The following is a 17,468-nucleotide window of genomic DNA, read 5'->3' as shown; positions in this document are numbered from 1 at the left end:
TTATAAGCAGTGGTTAATAGTGGTGAACCAATTTACAAAGGACGCGAAATGAAAAAAATTAATACTGACTCGCAAATGGTTAATACGATGAAAAATACAGTGATGAAAAAGAGAAGATTGGAATCTCATCTGCCCAAAACTTCGGTCAAGCTATTAACATTACTGGTCACAGGTTTCATGGCGAGTTCATTATCGCAAGCCGACACCATGTCAAAAAATATCGGTGATTTAGAGATTTATCAATCAGCCACGGGCGGACAGATTAATCTGATGATGATGCTTGATACCTCAGGATCGATGGGGATCAGCTCGCTAGTATTACCTAAAGACAATCCTTATGGTAGCCCGGGGGATGTCGACACAGGTCTATGTGACCGTGTCAATGTATACGAATATAACAATAATCGTTCAAGTACTTATCCATTTGCTGAGTGGGCTTATAATGCTAGAGATACCCGTGATGGTGAGACTAAAGGTAAAACTTCTTTTAAGAAATCAGTCACTATCAATGGCACTACGATACCCTATTATTTAAGAGGATGCGGGACAGCAAGCATTGATACGGCTGGTAAGCTTGTTGAACCCGTAAATTCTACAGGTCAACAACTCGGGGCATTTGATAGATTGTCTCGGCTAAAAGATGCGTTAATTACTTTGTTGGCAGGTACTGATATCAAAGACAGTATTGTTATGGGCTTAGGGCAATTCTCTTCCAAGACAGAGATTAATATTAGTGGCGCTACTAACAAAATTGTTGATGGTCACTCAGGTAGAATATTGGTAAAGGCAGCACCCTTGAATCAAGATCAACGGATAAAACTTATTCAAGCAATTGCTGGTATTCAATCATTAGATACTACAACCAACCAAGATGGCAGTGCCAATGATGCACTTAAATTCTCTAGTAACAACTATCCAAACGTAACCAAGGCTTCCAGTGGTACGCCTGCCGCTCATGCGTATGCAGAAGCAGGGGCGTATATGATGGGTACCACGACGGGTAAAGACCCAAACCCTTCATCGTCTGTTAGCATCGTGTATGATGGCTCAATGACCATGCAAAACCCAACTACAAAAGAGCAAGTGTACTTCATCTGTGTGGGCTTAGGTGGTGGTGAAACTAATATTTTTAATGGTAAAGCCAAGGTCAAACAGTGCGTCAATAACTGGCCTGGCTACGATACTAATAGTAAAATGCTAGCAACTGGAACCATTAATAGCGGTGTCTATATGCCTAATGGAAGTGGTGGTTGGACAAAAATCACTACCCTTAATGACTTTAAAACCAAAAGCGGCATCACGACTATGAATAGTGGCTGGGAAACCTTTACCAAACTTCCTGTTGGTTGGCGGTATGGTGGCTGGATGAAAGTTGCCAATGAGCCGATGGATATTGAACCAATTGTCGGCACGGTGTGGACAGGTTATGCAGGTGGTACTATTGGTATCGTGTCTTATCGCACCAGTCCTTTTTCCATCAAAAATACTACTACGTCAACAAATGGAATTGGTGAGCCGATAGAAAATATGTATGGCGGTATTGCCTATTCAACAGCCGATACTAACGATGGTACAAACTACTACCGGGGGGCTACCCCAGTGACTAGCACCACGGCACAGTGTGATTCGAATGGTATTTACTTCTTGACAGATGGAGCGCCTAACTCCACCAAAGATGACATGGCGAAGACTATTCTCAACAAGTCACTCAAAGATGATACCAGATACACCATCATCACCAAGCCTACAGGTCTGATCTCACCAACGCTACAGTCAGGGCTATTTTCTGGTGAGACAGGCGGTTGGGAATGGATAGGTGAATATGCCAAACGCCTTAATGATAAAAGCCGAAATCCTGCAGGGGTCTCAATTAAAACCGCCGTTGCGGGATTTGGTTCCTCCTTTGCGGGTTTAGATTATAATAGTGATACCAAGCTATATAATTGTGACACTGCCACGGCTGAAGATGACGCAAAAAACGCTTGTAAATGGGGACAAAAAGGCGAGGGCTATGGAGAAGGGGGATTCTTCTACACGCAAAGTGCTGATGATATCAGAAATAGTTTGGTTGCCTTTATCGCCTCGCTCAACAACACAATCCCTGCTGCGCCTTCAGGCACGATATCGGTACCCACTGACCCATTTCGCACCTCAGGTTCATTGCCTTATGGCTATCTACCCACTGTAGAGGCACAGCTATCTGGCGATAACAACACCAATTTGATTTGGCCAGGTAATCTCAAAAAATACAATATCAAAAATGGCACCCTATATGGTAAAAACGATAAATTGCTGTTTTCTACCACTACCGCGACAGCAACAACAGAGAGCATAGCAGGCAAACTTAATCCATCTACCCAAGACTTGTGGCAAACTACCGCTTATCGAGTCAATGGTGTAGATGCCAATGATGCGGCAATCGCAGGTGGCGTATATGAGAACCTTAAATCGCCTAGTAGCTCAAGTTATGACACACGTACCGTATATGTAGAAGACTTGCCATCTGCAGGCGGAGGCAATGTTCTACGTAAATTATCAGTTAACACTACAACGGGACAACCAAGTGGATTTGATAGCTTGGTTGATACCACTGCCTACAGCCGAGAAAACCAAATCAAAATTCTCAAGTTTTTGGGCTTTTCACGGGGTACTTATACAAGTGGAGGTATATCAACAGTAGCAGACTTAGATTCGATCCCGACTACTGTGGCTGTTAAAAACATTGTGTTGACCAAACCTACTGCACCCATTAAAGTGTTGGGTGCAAGTATCCACTCAAAACCGATAGCCGTGTCTTATGGGGCGGAATTAGATGCTACCACAGGTGGGTTAAAAGAAGATACGCGCAAAGACTATATGCTATATGGTTCGATGGATGGTGTGCTTCACCTCATTAAAGCTGATGATGCACCAACAGGCGGCAAAGAAAATATTGCCATTATACCAAGAGTTATGATGCTCACCCAGTCAGATGCCATCGTACCAAACGCCAAATATAGCGTAACCCCTGCAAGAAAGGAGGGCGTACCAAATTTTGGTATTGATGCGCCTTGGATATTATCTGCCAAATATGATTATAACTATACCAGTAATAAAATCACCCCAAATAGTAATGCAGGTATCTATGCTTATGGTGGTATGCGCTTAGGCGGCAAAGGCTTGTTAGGATTTAATTTGTCGGACGTCGATACGCCCAAAGCTGCCTTTACCGCCAACCCTACCAATAACATCACTATACCCGCTAACATCGCTGAGACGGGGACTGATACCTCAGTCAACACCAGTATGCCAACCATTAAGGGAACAAATTTGCCAACAGGCTATATCATCACTATAACCTTGACCAATAGTTATGGTATTCAGCAAACCATACAGACCACGGTGGATAGTAGTGGTAATTGGTCATTAAAGCCCACATCATCTTTAGAAGATGGCATGTTATATACCTTAAAGATGACCAAGACAGACCCAGCTAGCAAAACAGCCGCCAACCCAAATGGTAGCCCACAGACTGTCACCACATTTAAGATCAACAGAGCAAATCTAAACGGTAATACTGCATTGATTGATAACAATACCGCAGACTTTGGGCGTTTAAGCTATATCTTTAATCAGCCTACTATTGCCAAAATGAAAACCATTGATAGTGATACAACGGGTACGGATGTATTGGTATTTGGCGGTGGTTACGACAAATGCTACGAAAACCAATACTTCCAAGCTGATTCGACAGATGTCGCAAATATCACTGATGCTAGCTGTATCAATCCTAATAACAAAACAAAGACTAAAACCGAAGCCGAGGGTAATGCCATCTACATTATTGATGCCAAAACAGGTGAGCGATTATGGTCAACCACGTATGATGCCAGTGCCAGCGGTGTCACCGAAGGCAAAAAATACATGAAAAACAGTATTGTCGCTGGGGTGACGGTTTTAGATAGAGACAATGATGGCTTTATTGACCACTTGTACGCTGCTGACTTAGGTGGTCAAGTCTTTCGTGTTGATTTCAAAAATGGCAATGTCAAAACAGCTAACGTCAATATCACACGTATCCTAAAGGATAACCAAGAAGGCACAGCCTATGCGCGCAGATTCTATGAGCGCCCAAACTTCAGTGTTTATCGAGATACCAGTGGTGCGCTATTTGGCTTAGTCAATGTCATCTCAGGTGATAGAAGTTCGCCATTATCAACGCTCAGAGCGACAGATGCTGAAGCCGATAGAGTATATGGCATTCTTGATAGAGATATCACTAAAGCCAACAGTGCTCTGTATCCTGCTACAGGTGCGACGGCATTCACACCGACAGTCAAAGACTTGACGGTTGATACCGCTGGTACGGACATCGTTAATTTATGGACTGCCATGGGTACAATGCCATCATCAGGCTATACTGCAACACAAAGAACTACCGTCATCAATCAACTGGCTGGCGGTACCAAAAAAGCTTGGTATTATCCGCTCAATCGTTTTGATGGGCATACTGGGGTGAAATACAGTAAAGGGGTAGGGGTGAGCCAAGTGATTAACAGTATTCTGTACACCAGTGTATACAATCCTGATATGGTTTATAGCCAAGTTGATCCATGTTCTGCTACCATCAAGGGCGGTACCGAGCGTGAAATGTATTGTTTACCCTATGGTATTTGTACACAGCAGTATGAGTATGACGTAAAAACATCTACACATACTGGTACTAAGACAGGTACAGGTGGCTTCTTGCGCGCAGGTCAAGGAATTCAAGAGTTGAGCTTTGGACCAGTTAGCGCATCAAATATGACCACCAGCGTGATGATTAGTACCGTACCTATCAGTTATCTTGCCAACTCTAACAATCGGGTCAACTCTGGATCGGGCGGCTATGCACTTTCCACAGGATCCAATATTGGGCTTAATCAAACAGGTGTTGGTGGCGCATCTGACACACAAGGCGATTCTAGCGGCAAGATTAGCTTAAATACGGAGCGATATGTGGCTAGACCAAAAACTTGGTTCGAAAAATAAAGGAATTGTAAGGTGCAGATGTTAAGACAACAATCAGCTTTGCATAAAGAAATAATGCCTGTGAATTCACTATTCTTTGTTGCAGGCTTTACCTTAATTGAACTTATGGTGACAGTGGCTATGGTAGCTATTCTTGCAGCGATAGCTATGCCTAGCTATCAACGTTACGTCGTCAAAAATGCCGAGAGTAATGCCAAGGCAGACATGAAGACCCTTGCAATTGAGCTTGAAAAATGGCGTGCAACTAACTTGTCTTATAGAGGTTTTTATCCATCAAAATGTAGCACCAATCCATTATCGCCTAGTATTGTTAATACAAGTGGGGCAACCTACGAAAATTGCTATGACAATCCTACTACCAATACCACACTATATGTACCTAAAGGATCAAATGCTTCAAACTTTAGATATCAGATTGTGATAACGGATTATGCAGATACTTCAAAATCGCTGATTCCAGTTGCGAGTACTGATAATCCTAATTTAAGTCAACCGGCCTTGGGTAGAAACTGGGTAATGGTGGCAACGGCTAATAGCAACTTGCGAGGAGCGCCTTTTATTTATTTGGATAGTCGTGGTGTTGCATGTAGCACAGCTAACGCCACGCTTACAGCTGCTACGATAGCAAGTAGTCATAATTGTGGTACAACGGCTGTAAGTAATTGGTAATCGCATTGAGATAATATCTATGAATCATATTAACAGGCAAACAGGCTTTACCCTAATCGAACTTATGATTGTGGTTGCTATTATTGGCGTGCTGGCGGCGATTGCGTATCCAAGCTATCAGCGCTATGTCATCAAGACCAAACGCACCGATATGATGGCAGAGATGCAAAATATCGCCAGTCGCATTGAGTCGCAAAAACTGGCGTTGGGGCGTTATACCGATATTCCCTTAGCGAATGTATTGACGGGTAGTGTCACATCGGGTACGGTGAGTTATCCTGCTACCAATTCGTTATATGATGTCAGTATTTGGGACGCTAGTACTACCAACGCTGAAAAAATGATTGGTAATAATATCAACAATCGCCAGTGGGAGATTAGAGCCGTGCCTAGAACCGCTAAACAAATGATAACTGATGGTACGCTCACGCTAAACGCGCAAGGGCTCAAATGTCGCGATAAAAATAATGATGGCGATACGCAAGATACAGGCGAATGTGGGATGGCGAATGAGTGGAATAACTAGCTTATCACACTAGGCATTGAACAATTTTTGGCAGTATAGACAACATTCATGTTGGGTGATGTAAAATACTGACAAATATTGTCATATCTTTGACAATAACATACGGATAGATGAATAAAATGGGATGTTTAAAAAACTTTGTGCTTAGATAATCTTCGACGCACTAAATAATTTTAAATTAGTAGAAAAATAGAAGGTATATCAGTGTTAATTTGGCTGAAAAATTAAATTGGCACACAAAATGCAGTGATTTTATTATCAAAGAAAAGTTTTGGTTATTAAAACTTTGCAAATTGACTCAATTACTTGGATGACTGGCTATATAATTAACTATATGATTAAGTTATCCATTTTATACACTCAAAAATAGGAGTTCATTATGAACACTCAAAAAGGTTTTACTCTGATTGAATTAATGATTGTTATCGCTATTATTGGTATTTTGGCTGCGATTGCATTGCCTGCGTATCAAGATTATACTAAACGTGCTCGTGCTGCTGAAGGTTTAAGTTTAGCTGGTGGCGCTAAAACTGCTGTATCAGAGTATTATTCATCAAATAATGAATTTCCAGGATCTAATTCAGCTGCTGGGTTAGCTCAGGATACTGATATTCATGGCAACGCTGTTACTAAAGTCACCGTAGGGACAAGTGGTGTTATTACTGTTACTTATAATAATAAAGTAACATCAGGTGCAACCGTTTTCTTAACTCCAGCGGTTACTAGTGGTGGTCTTACTTGGGATTGTAAAGGTGGTACATTGGCTAGCTCGTTACGTCCAAGCGAATGTCGTTAATTTTCTAAATTTTTTAAAAAAGAGAGCAATTGCTCTCTTTTTTTATAGAACGAATTGTATCCCTACATATTAGGTTATTAAAGTTTTACTAACAGTCGATTGAGCCAATGAAGAAAAGTTTTTATCATCTAAATAATTACCCAACTATAATTTTTGGATTTTTTATTCTACTTGGCTATGGTGTCGGGGTGTTTTCGACTTTTCATAACTTACCAAGTATTTTAGACTTTTTTGTCAATCTGCAAGTTGCAGTGGTGGTGTTTTTTGGTTTGTCAGTCATATTAATGACTAAGCAGATTAAAAAAATCGGCTTGGATAGTTGGTTTTGGTTGGCATTTTTTTTATTGTTGGCGATACAGCCTTTATTACGCACAGTAGCTTATCCTGATGCGATAATTTTTCCGTTAGCAATGTTGTTAGCTTGCTTTTTGATTAGCATTATTGCAAATAATATCAAAGAAAAAGAGCTTTTGATTGTTATACTGGCCTTTGGTGTATGGCTAATAGGTTTAGCAACAGTAGCAATTCAGGGTTTACAATATCTAGGTTATGAGTCACTTTTTGTTTTATTTATAACCCCAGATAACCCTAGATTTTATGCCAATCTTGGTCAACCTAATCAAACAGCATTTGTTATTGCACTTGCTATGCTCAGTAATTATTTTTTAGTACTGCGTTATTACGTTTCTCATCGTAGCTTATGGTTACTATCGATTGTATGTTTACCATTACTTTCGATGGGGATTGCATTAACTTCTAGCCGCGCTTCCTTGATTTTTGTAGCTTTTATGGCTTTTTTGCCTTTTTTTACGGCTCAGTCAGCGATTAATGGCAGTATCAAACGGAAAATAAGTTGGTACCTTGGTTTTTTTGGATTGGCAAGTATTGGGTATGGAATAGGCGTTTATTTATTAGATCACTATCAGGCTGGGACTATTACAGCGATTAATCGAGGTACAGGTGATCTGCATTACCGATATTATCTTGCTTATCAGGCATGGCTTTCCTTTCAGTCTAACCCACTGACAGGCATAGGGTGGAATAATTTTGTTACCGATAGCCTAAATCATATTGACCAGCTTGAGTGGTTTCCCTTTGCTATGCATAGCCATAATTTTATCGCTCAGATTGCAGCAGAATACGGTATTATTGGTCTAAGTCTATGTATTATCCCTGTCATCATAATTTTTAAAAAATTACTGAAGAAGAATGATTTGGATCAAACTTATGTATTATTTAATATCGGTATATTTTTACTATACTCGCTTAGTGAATTTCCATTGTGGATTTTCAAGTATCTAATTATTTTTTCATTACTTCTAGCATTAATTAATACAAAAAAATTTACTTCTAAATTAAACTTTCAAGTTTTTTATGCGGTTATATCAACTTTAATATTTATAGCTACGCTTTTTTATTATCAAAGCTATTTAATTTATAATCAAATATCAGCAGAATTACAATCAAGTGAGAGAACTTTTTATGAAATAAGAACTGATCCAAAAAAAGTACAAGATTATAGAAATTATCTAGTCAAAACAGTAGAAGATACACCAAGTGTATTTGGGTTTTCTGATTATAGAGAAATGTTTATTTACCAGCTATTACCCTTAGACAGTGAAAAATTGCAAGAAAAAATTACGCTCGGTAATCGTGTGTTAAGTAATCACATGGCAGATGAATTACTATCTAAACAAGCAACTTACTATGGTCTTAATCAGCAGCCAACACAATCTTTACTAATGTTTAAAAGTGCCTGTTTCTTATATGATTATAAATCTTGCTATGAGGTTAATTCTTACTTATATAAAGTTAAAATGCAAAATAAAAATTTTGAACCTATTTATCATGAATTCAATCAATGGGTTCAACATAATTCACTTGCTAAAGCATCTATTGAAAAAAGTTTACCTAAGTAACCTTTAGATAAATAAAATAAGTTTAGCGATTCATATTAATTTCTTAGCGCTATATAAAGATTTATAAATTTAGTTTCATTATATTAAAATGTGTCAAGATTTATGACAAAATGCTAAACTACCCCGTTTAGCATTTTTGCGTTTAACCCATACGAAAATCCTATGCTGTCATCTACGCCATCCCAAACCCCCAATCAAGATATCCGTCTATTTACCCTATTCATGGGGTTAGCCATTTTGACCTATCTGATGCCTTGGCATTCGCCCTTGGGTCGAGATTTTATCGTTAATGCCACCGCATTTGGGTTTGTGAGTTTGGCAATCGCGGCTTTTTTTTGGCAAAACCCGATTACAAAGTTTAGCAAATCTGTGCTCACTTGGTTGCTGCTAGCGCTATTGATTGTATGTCAGCCATTATTTAATCATATCGCTTACTCTGATGCTTTAATCTTTCCGGTGATAAGCTTGGTGGTGGTTGCTTTGACTGCGTTGATAGGCAGCCAGATTGAAAATAAAGCGAATTTATTAAACCGCCTGTTTATTGCGGTATATCTCATGGCAATCATCACCTTTATGATTCAAATGATGCAAACCCAAGGCTATCAGATTGATTATAAAGGCTGGGTGATTGCGCGCGGTAACGCCAATGGCGGACGCTATGACGGCAACTTTGGGCAAGCCAATCACGCAGGCTATGCGTTTGTGTTGGCACTGTGTGGGGTGATTTATCAACTGCAGCAGTCGTTTCAAGAAAGGTTAAATGCGCCGCAGTGGCTGATTGGTCGATACCGACAATACGCGCGATTTGGCTTGATGGTATTGTTTGTGATATTTACCATCGGGCTTGCCTTGACCCAAAGTCGGGCGGGTCTGGTGATGATGCTGGCGGTGATTCCAATTTTCTTTTTGACCCAGCCGATAGCGTGGAAAAGCAAATTATCGGCTAGCGTTTTTGGTCTTGTCGTATTTGCGCTGTACTATATGGGCGCAAGCTGGCTTAGCAATTATAGCAGCGCCAATCAGCTTGGGGCGGTGAGTCGTATGGCGGGCGGGCAGGGGAACCGCTCGGCGATGAGCGAACGCGCCATGATGATATTTCATGACCATGTGCTCACAGGGGTCGGCTGGAACAACTACATGGGCGCAAGCGTTGATTATGCCCAATATTTTAAATGGCCAGAGATTGCCGACCATTCGCATAATTTTGCTACCATGATTTTGGCGGAGCTAGGTGTGCTGGGTGCACTGTGCTTTGTGCCGATTGTCTGGGTGCTGGTGCGGGCGATTCATCTGCGTCATAGCAGCGAAAGCGCGATTGCACTGGCGTTTGTCATCGCCAGTATTTTGTATGCCAGTGTAGAATACCCATTATGGTATTTTCGCTATCTGGCGGTTTTTGCCTTGTTTTTGGCATTGATTGATCAGACCAAATGGCAACTTGTGTGGCCAAGCAAACTAACAAAAGCCCTGTCAGTGGTGATGCTGGGTTTGGCGATGTTATCAGGCTACTATATTTGGCAATATTTTCAGCTTAATTATTTGGATTATAACCGCTTTATCAAGCATACCAATCATCTAAACCAAGACAAAGGAATTGATTACCAAAATGAGGTGTTTGGCTTTAGCGCTTATCATGACCGCATCCTTGCCATGCAAGTGCCGATTAATCGCAATCAGGCAAGCGTCAAAGAAGCCATCTTTGAAGAGGTGCTCAATACCGATTCTTCCCAGTATAATATATTAGCTTATGCACAGTTTTTGGCGTATAAAGGTGACCGGCAAGCGGCATTAACACATATCAAAGCGGCTTGTGTCATGGTAAAAAATTTGTCGGATTGTGATAATGTGGATACCGACTTGGGTAACTTGGCCAAACAAGATCCTGCGACATTTGCAGCTTTATACCGTGAGTTTCAACAATGGCGTGACGCCAATCCTGAAAAAACAGGACTCAAACCATAATGCAGCGGGTAATTTTTTTAGTATGGCAAAATATCGCGTTCCGCCTCATCGTGGGTTGGGGGGTGGTGGTGGTGTTGCCGGCGTTGCTGATGTGGCGAATGCGCTTCTTGCAGGGGCGCTGGCTACTGACTGAATTTAACAGTATGGTGTTAGCCACGTTGGGTGTCTTGCTCGTCACCCTTGGTTTGCGCAAACTCACCCAGTTTCCAGGTCAACGCTCCATCAGCTTTGTGTTGCCAACCTTATTGTTGGTGATGATGCTGTTAGGCATGGTGATTATCGTTTTTCGGTTGCCGTATTCGCTATATTATTTTGGCTTATCGGGTGCGATAGGGGCAGTGTTTTTCTTTTTATCGTTTTTACTTGAGCAAAAAGCGCACCAACCTTATATGGCGTATATTCCACTGGGACATTGTCAAAACTTTGAAGCGATTTTTCAGATCCATTGGCTGCGCCTCGAAAAACCGCATTTGGATGCCATACAATCCAAAAAAGTGCAAGCGATAGTAGCAGACCTGTCATCGCCTGCACTTGATGAAGACTGGCAGCGATTTTTAACCGAGCAAACGTTACAGGGCAGACCGGTGTATAATAACCGCCAAGTGTATGAGTCTTTGACGGGTCGTCTGCCGATTCATCATCTGTATGAAAACGAATTGGGATCGCTGTTGCCCTCGCAAACCTATTTATGGTTTAAACAACTGATTGATATTATAGCGATTTTATTGGTTTCACCCTTTGTATTGCTGATTGCGGTGATAACTGTCATTGCGATACGGTTAGAGAGTCCGGGTAAGGCCATATTTGTCCAAGAGCGGGTCGGGCAAGGCGGCAAATTGTTTAAAATCTATAAATTTCGCAGTATGCGCTTTGACTCAGAAAAAAACGGGGCAAAACTGGCGCAACAAAATGACCCGCGTGTGACTAAAGTCGGTAAGTTTATTCGTAAAACCCGTATCGATGAGTTGCCGCAATTTTTGAATGTGCTCAAAGGCGATATGAGCCTGATTGGACCGAGACCTGAACAGCTAAGTTTTGTCAAAACTTTTGAAACAACCATCCCTTTTTATAATTATCGACATATCGTCAAACCCGGTATTTCTGGATGGGCGCAGGTCACACAAGGGTATGCCAGTGATACCGATGAGACAGCGCTTAAGGTACAGTACGATTTTTATTATATTAAACATATTTCTTTTGCATTAGATATCTTGATTGTGCTCAAAACCATTCAAACCATGCTGACAGGTTTTGGTGCTAGATAAACTGCGACAAATAACTTTAGCCATAATAGGTAGTGCACTATGTTAACCAATTCAACCATTTTAGTGACAGGCGGAACAGGCTCCTTTGGGCATACCTTTGTGCCGATGACGCTTGAAAAATACAATCCCAAAAAACTGATTATCCTCTCGCGCGATGAGATGAAACAGTGGGAAATGGCAAAACTGTATCAAGGCGACCCGCGGGTGCGTTTTTTTATCGGTGATGTGCGTGATAAAGACCGTCTATATCGCGCGCTTGATGGGGTGGATTATGTGGTACATGCCGCAGCAACCAAAATCGTGCCCACTGCCGAATATAATCCATTTGAATGTGTCAAAACCAATATCAACGGGGCAATGAATTTAATTGATGCCTGTATTGATAAAGGGGTGAAAAAAGTCGTTGCCTTATCGACTGACAAAGCATCTAGTCCCGTGAATCTGTATGGCGCGACCAAATTGGCATCGGACAAACTGTTTGTCGCAGGCAACGCCTATTCAGGGGAGCATGGCACACGCTTTTCGGTGGTACGTTATGGTAATGTCATGGGGAGTCGTGGCTCGGTGATTCCGTATTTTCTATCAATTAAAGACAGTGGCGTACTGACCATCACAGACCCACGTATGACCCGTTTTATGATTTCGCTTGAGCAAGGCGTGGAGCTGGTTTGGCATGCATTTGATGACATGGTGGGCGGCGAAATTTATGTCAAAAAAATTCCATCCATGACCATGCCAGATTTGGCAACTGCCGTTTCTGCCACTGCCGAGCAAAAAATCATTGGTATTCGTCCTGGCGAGAAACTGCATGAGCAAATGATTAGTGCTGAAGATTCTTTTCATACCTACGAATATCCTGAGCATTTTAAAATCTTGCCAGCGATTAATGGCTGGGATGAAACGCCTGAGCGTATCAAAGATGGTGTTAAGGTACCAGAAGGCTTCGTGTACGCCAGTGATAATAACAGTGAATGGATGACAACTGGGCAACTCCAAGAATGGATTGAAACCAACAAAGCAAAAATTGGTAAAATTTAATCGCTAACCCTTGATAACAAACCCCCTTGTTAACAACCCCCTTGGGCAAATATTATGGCAAATCAATTTATCCCTTATGGTCGTCAGCATATCACCCAAACTGATATTGATGCGGTGGTCGCTGTGCTACAGTCTGATTTTTTGACCCAAGGTAGTCAAGTACCGGCGTTTGAAGAACGAGTCGCTACCTATACGGGGGCGAAGTTTGGCGTGGCGGTGAATAGTGCGACGTCAGCACTACATATCGCCTGCTTGGCATTGGGGCTTGGTCAAGGTGAAAAGGGTAAAGACGACTGGCTGTGGACGACGCCGATTACCTTTACCGCATCTGCCAACTGTGGATTGTACTGTGATGCTAACATTGATTTTGTAGATATTGATCCGCTAACGCTCAATATGTCTATCACCGCCTTGGAAGAAAAGTTACAGCTTGCCGATGCTGAAAACCGCTTGCCAAAAATAGTCATTCCCGTACATTTCACCGGTGAGCCCTGTGATATGGCGGCCATTTATGCGCTATCGCAACAATATGGCTTTAAGGTTATTGAGGACGCCTCTCATGCCATTGGTGGCAAATATCACAAGCAACCAATCGGCAATTGTGAGTTTAGCGACATTACTGTGTTTAGCTTTCACCCTGTCAAAATCATTACCACCGCAGAAGGCGGACTGGCAACAACGAATGATCCGGCATTAGCGGAAAAAATGCAGTTACTCCGTAGTCATGGTATCACCCGTGATGCCAATCTAATGACCCACAAACCTGACGGTGGTTGGTATTATCAGCAAATTGATTTGGGCTTTAACTATCGCATGACCGAATTGCAAGGAGCATTGGGGGTGAGTCAAATGAACTATTTGGATGAGTTTGTGGCTCGCCGTCATCAGCTTGCCAAGCGTTATGATGAATTATTAACAGATTTGCCGATTATGTTGCCTTATCGCAATCCTGCTAATTATTCGGGGTTTCATTTATATCCCATTCAACTAACAGCAGACAGTGGCAAAACGCGTAAGCAAGTGTTTGACAGTTTGCGGGCGCAAAATATCGGGGTGAATGTGCATTATATTCCAGTGCATACCCAGCCGTATTATGCCAAGTTGGGCTTTAGACAAGGCGATTTTCCGCATGCCGAGCGCTACTATGCACAAGCGATTAGTTTGCCATTGTACTATGACTTGAGTGAAGCATTGCAAGCGCAAGTGGTCAATGCAATTTATCAGGCATTAGCGTAATGAAGGTCTGTATCATCCCTGCGCGTGGCGGTAGTAAACGCATTCCGCGCAAAAACATCAAAGATTTTTGTGGTAAACCCATGCTGGCTCGTGCCATTGAAACGGCAAAAAACAGCCAACTGTTTGAGCAGATTATCGTGTCAACCGATGATGGCGAAATTGCTGAGATTGCTCAACACCATGGTGCCACTGTCAGCCAAAGACCTGCCGAGCTTGCCGATGATTACGCCACTACCGCTGCAGTGATTCGCCATACGCTGCAGCGCGTGCGAAAAGCTAGCCATATCTGCTGTCTATACCCCTGTACGCCATTATTAAAACCGCAGTATTTAACCGATAGTTTTGAGCGCTGGCAGTCATCCAACAGTTTGTACTGTTTTCCAGTTTTAGAGTTTGAATCCAATGTGTTACGCTCACTGAAGTTAAACGATATCGGTGAAGTGTCGAGCATGTTTAGCCAACATGAACTCACCAGAACCCAAGATTTGCCGCAGGCGTATTTTGACGCAGGTCAGTTTTATTGGGGCAGTCGTGAGGCATGGCTCTGTGAGGATAAAATCCATAATCATGCGCTAGGCTATGTATTGCCAAAATACAGCGTGGTCGACATTGATGATGAAAATGATTGGCGATTTGCTGAGCGCCTGTACCAAGCGCAATTGGAGCGAGTATGAAGATAGGCGCTAGCATGAAGATCGTGGTGCGAGCAGACGCAAGTTTAACGATGGGTAGCGGTCATATCATGCGTTGCCTCACGCTGGCTGACCGGTTAAAACAGCAAGGGCATGACATCACGTTTATCTGTCGTCAGCATGACGGGCATTTGGCGGATTTGATTGGGCAAAAAGATTTTGCTGTGCAGCTGTTAGGTACAAGTGAGACTACAGATTTTGTCAAACAGCATGCCCATAGCGAATGGCTCGGCGCCAGTGAAAGCGATGATTTTGCCGAATGTAAACCTATCTTACAAGCGTTAAAGCCAGATTGGCTCATTATCGACCATTATGCGATTGGCAAAAATTGGGAGCAGCAAGCCAAACGACTTTTGCCAAACCTTAAAATTTTAGCCATTGACGATTTAGCCGACCGAACGCACGACTGTGAGATTTTGCTCGACCAAAATTTTGGGCGAAAAAACGAAGATTATCAACCGCTTATGCTAAGTCATTGCCAGCGACTACTAGGCACGCGTTATACACTATTACGTGATGAGTTTGCCAGCTGGCGAGCGATAAGCCTAAGCAGACGTAAAAGCGTGCAGCCGCCCAACAATATATTGGTCAATCTTGGCGGTGTCGATAACGATAATGTCACGCTTAAAATTTTGCAAAGTCTCAATACCTTTTTCCAACAATCTACGCAAGCGTTTAACGTGACTGTCGTCATGGGCAAAACCGCACCGCATATCGAAAGTGTGCAAAGGTTTGCTAAGCACACAAGTTTTGCGTGTGCGGTTCTTGTCAATGTGACTAATATGGCGCAACTGATGGCAAATGCTGACCTTGCGATTGGGGCTGCAGGCAGCACGACCTGGGAGCGCTGTTGTTTGGGATTACCGATGGTGCTGATCGTGCTTGCCGATAACCAACAGGTGATTGCCGAAGCGTTGGCGGATAAAAACCTGGTCAAAGTGGTGACTGACATGGCGACATTGGATGAGCAACTGCCCCGCTTGTTGAGCGAATTAACCGACAATTATAAAAAATTCAGCCGTCAATCTGCCAAGTTGGTCGATGGGCAAGGGGCGAAACGGGTTGCGCACTGGATTGAATTTGCGCAAAAATTTCAACATTGTCAAGTGCGACAAGCGACCCAAGCCGATACCCAGATGATTTGGCAATGGCGTAATCACATCGACGTGCGCCAGTGGATGTTTGGGCAGGATGAAATTGCCCTTGCTGACCATGAAAAGTGGTATGGCAAACAGCTTGACCATGCCAATGTGCATTTGCTGATTTTTGAAGTCGCTGGTGAGCCAATGGGTCTAGTTAATGTTACCCAAATGACGGTAGATAAATACCAAACGCTGCAGTTGGCAAATACCCATACGCCAAACCCTAATTCATCAAGCCCGAATGAAAAAACCGCCAGTTGGGGGTTTTATTTATCACCCAATAGCCCAAAAGGGCAGGGGCTTGGCTTTGCGTTGGGGGTTTTGGCGATTGCACAGATTTTCAACACCACCGACATTGGTAAAATCACCGCGCAAGTGCTGGCGTATAATACCGCGTCATTGGCATTGCATCGTAAATTGGGATTTAGCGAAACAGGTGTGTTAAAACAGCATTTTGGTGTGGGTAAAAAAGTGTATGATGTGATAGAGTTTGAATTAAAATCGCAAGATTTTTTATTTTAGGGGTGGGTCTTAGTGGGGTATATATGAAAAGAACGGGGTGTCTATGACTCAAAATATGAAGCAAAATTTCAGCATTAACAATCGCCCAATCGGCATTGACCATGCGCCATACATCATCGCTGAAATGTCCGCCAACCACAACGGCGACATCAATAACGCTTACCGTATCATTGACATGGCAAAGGCGTGTGGTGCTGATGCGGTCAAAATGCAAACCTATACTGCAGATACCATCACCCTCAACAGCACCGCCGCAGACTTCCAAATTCATGGGGGACTGTGGGACGGGCGTACCTTGTATGACTTGTACCAAGAAGCTTACACGCCGTGGGAGTGGCATAAACCATTGTTTGACCACGCTCACAAAGTCGGTATCACCATGTTTAGTTCACCGTTTGACTTTACTGCGGTGGATTTGCTCGAAGATTTGAACGCCCCAGCGTATAAAATCGCCTCGTTTGAAGCCATTGATTTACCGCTTATCAAATATGTAGCAAGTACCGGCAAACCGATGATTATCTCCACAGGGATGGCGGACCAAACCGAAATTGCCGAGGCGGTTGCCGCGGCTCGTGATGGCGGCTGCAAACAGCTTGCGTTATTGCACTGCGTGAGTGGTTATCCAGCTCCCGCGCAGGACTATAACCTGCGTACCATTGTCGATATGCAGCGCCGTTTTGGCGTGCCGATT

General features: G+C 42.7%; 12 protein-coding genes. All 12 read left to right on the top strand.

Annotation, left to right across the window (positions count from 1 at the left end):
- Positions 1-48: 48 nt before the first annotated feature.
- The gene (locus RT034_RS09615; RefSeq protein WP_313016183.1) at positions 49-5,010 is read left to right on the top strand and encodes an Ig-like domain-containing protein; all 4,962 of its coding nucleotides are present in this window, start codon (positions 49-51) and stop codon (positions 5,008-5,010) included.
- 18 nt (positions 5,011-5,028) lie between these two features.
- Entirely contained in the window at positions 5,029-5,679 is a 651-nt protein-coding gene (locus RT034_RS09610) for a type IV pilin protein (protein ID WP_313016180.1), read from the top strand.
- A gap of 19 nt (positions 5,680-5,698) precedes the next feature.
- Entirely contained in the window at positions 5,699-6,205 is a 507-nt protein-coding gene (locus RT034_RS09605) for a type IV pilin protein (protein WP_313016177.1), read from the top strand.
- A 379-nt stretch (positions 6,206-6,584) separates the two neighbouring features.
- Positions 6,585-7,001 carry a pilin gene (locus RT034_RS09600; RefSeq protein ID WP_313016175.1) on the top strand — a complete coding sequence of 139 codons (417 nt, stop codon included), beginning with the start codon at positions 6,585-6,587 and terminating at the stop codon, positions 6,999-7,001.
- Positions 7,002-7,108: 107 nt separating this feature from the next.
- Complete coding sequence (locus RT034_RS09595; protein ID WP_313016172.1) at positions 7,109-8,920, top strand: O-antigen ligase family protein; 1,812 nt, start codon at positions 7,109-7,111, stop codon at positions 8,918-8,920.
- Positions 8,921-9,082: 162 nt separating this feature from the next.
- Positions 9,083-10,882 (top strand): PglL family O-oligosaccharyltransferase, encoded by a 1,800-nt coding sequence (locus RT034_RS09590; protein WP_313016170.1) that lies wholly within the window; start codon positions 9,083-9,085, stop codon positions 10,880-10,882.
- Entirely contained in the window at positions 10,882-12,147 is a 1,266-nt protein-coding gene (locus RT034_RS09585; RefSeq protein WP_313016168.1) for an exopolysaccharide biosynthesis polyprenyl glycosylphosphotransferase, read from the top strand. Before RT034_RS09590 ends, RT034_RS09585 begins: the two co-directional genes overlap by 1 nt.
- Before the next feature lie 39 nt (positions 12,148-12,186).
- Positions 12,187-13,185: a UDP-N-acetylglucosamine 4,6-dehydratase (inverting) gene (pseB, locus tag RT034_RS09580; RefSeq protein ID WP_007115167.1), complete on the top strand. Its 999-nt coding sequence runs from the start codon at positions 12,187-12,189 to the stop codon at positions 13,183-13,185.
- A 54-nt stretch (positions 13,186-13,239) separates the two neighbouring features.
- A complete protein-coding gene (gene pseC / locus RT034_RS09575; protein ID WP_313016165.1) occupies positions 13,240-14,421 on the top strand; it encodes a UDP-4-amino-4,6-dideoxy-N-acetyl-beta-L-altrosamine transaminase in 1,182 nt (393 codons plus the stop codon).
- Positions 14,421-15,095, top strand: a complete 675-nt coding sequence (pseF, locus tag RT034_RS09570; protein WP_313016164.1) for a pseudaminic acid cytidylyltransferase — start codon at positions 14,421-14,423, stop codon at positions 15,093-15,095. The genes pseC and pseF overlap by 1 nt, the downstream gene beginning before the upstream one ends.
- Before the next feature lie 14 nt (positions 15,096-15,109).
- Positions 15,110-16,777: a UDP-2,4-diacetamido-2,4,6-trideoxy-beta-L-altropyranose hydrolase gene (pseG, locus tag RT034_RS09565; RefSeq protein WP_313016162.1), complete on the top strand. Its 1,668-nt coding sequence runs from the start codon at positions 15,110-15,112 to the stop codon at positions 16,775-16,777.
- Positions 16,778-16,832: 55 nt separating this feature from the next.
- Positions 16,833-17,468, top strand: a 636-nt coding sequence (locus RT034_RS09560; protein WP_313016237.1) for an N-acetylneuraminate synthase family protein, incomplete at its 3' end; no start/stop codon positions are given.

Origin of the sequence: Moraxella sp. CTOTU48841 (genome assembly GCF_032061225.1) — a bacterium.
Classification (GTDB): domain Bacteria; phylum Pseudomonadota; class Gammaproteobacteria; order Pseudomonadales; family Moraxellaceae; genus Faucicola; species Faucicola cinerea.
The sequence above is the reverse complement of the archived record's forward strand: the minus strand, read 5'-3'. Positions and strand labels throughout refer to the sequence as shown.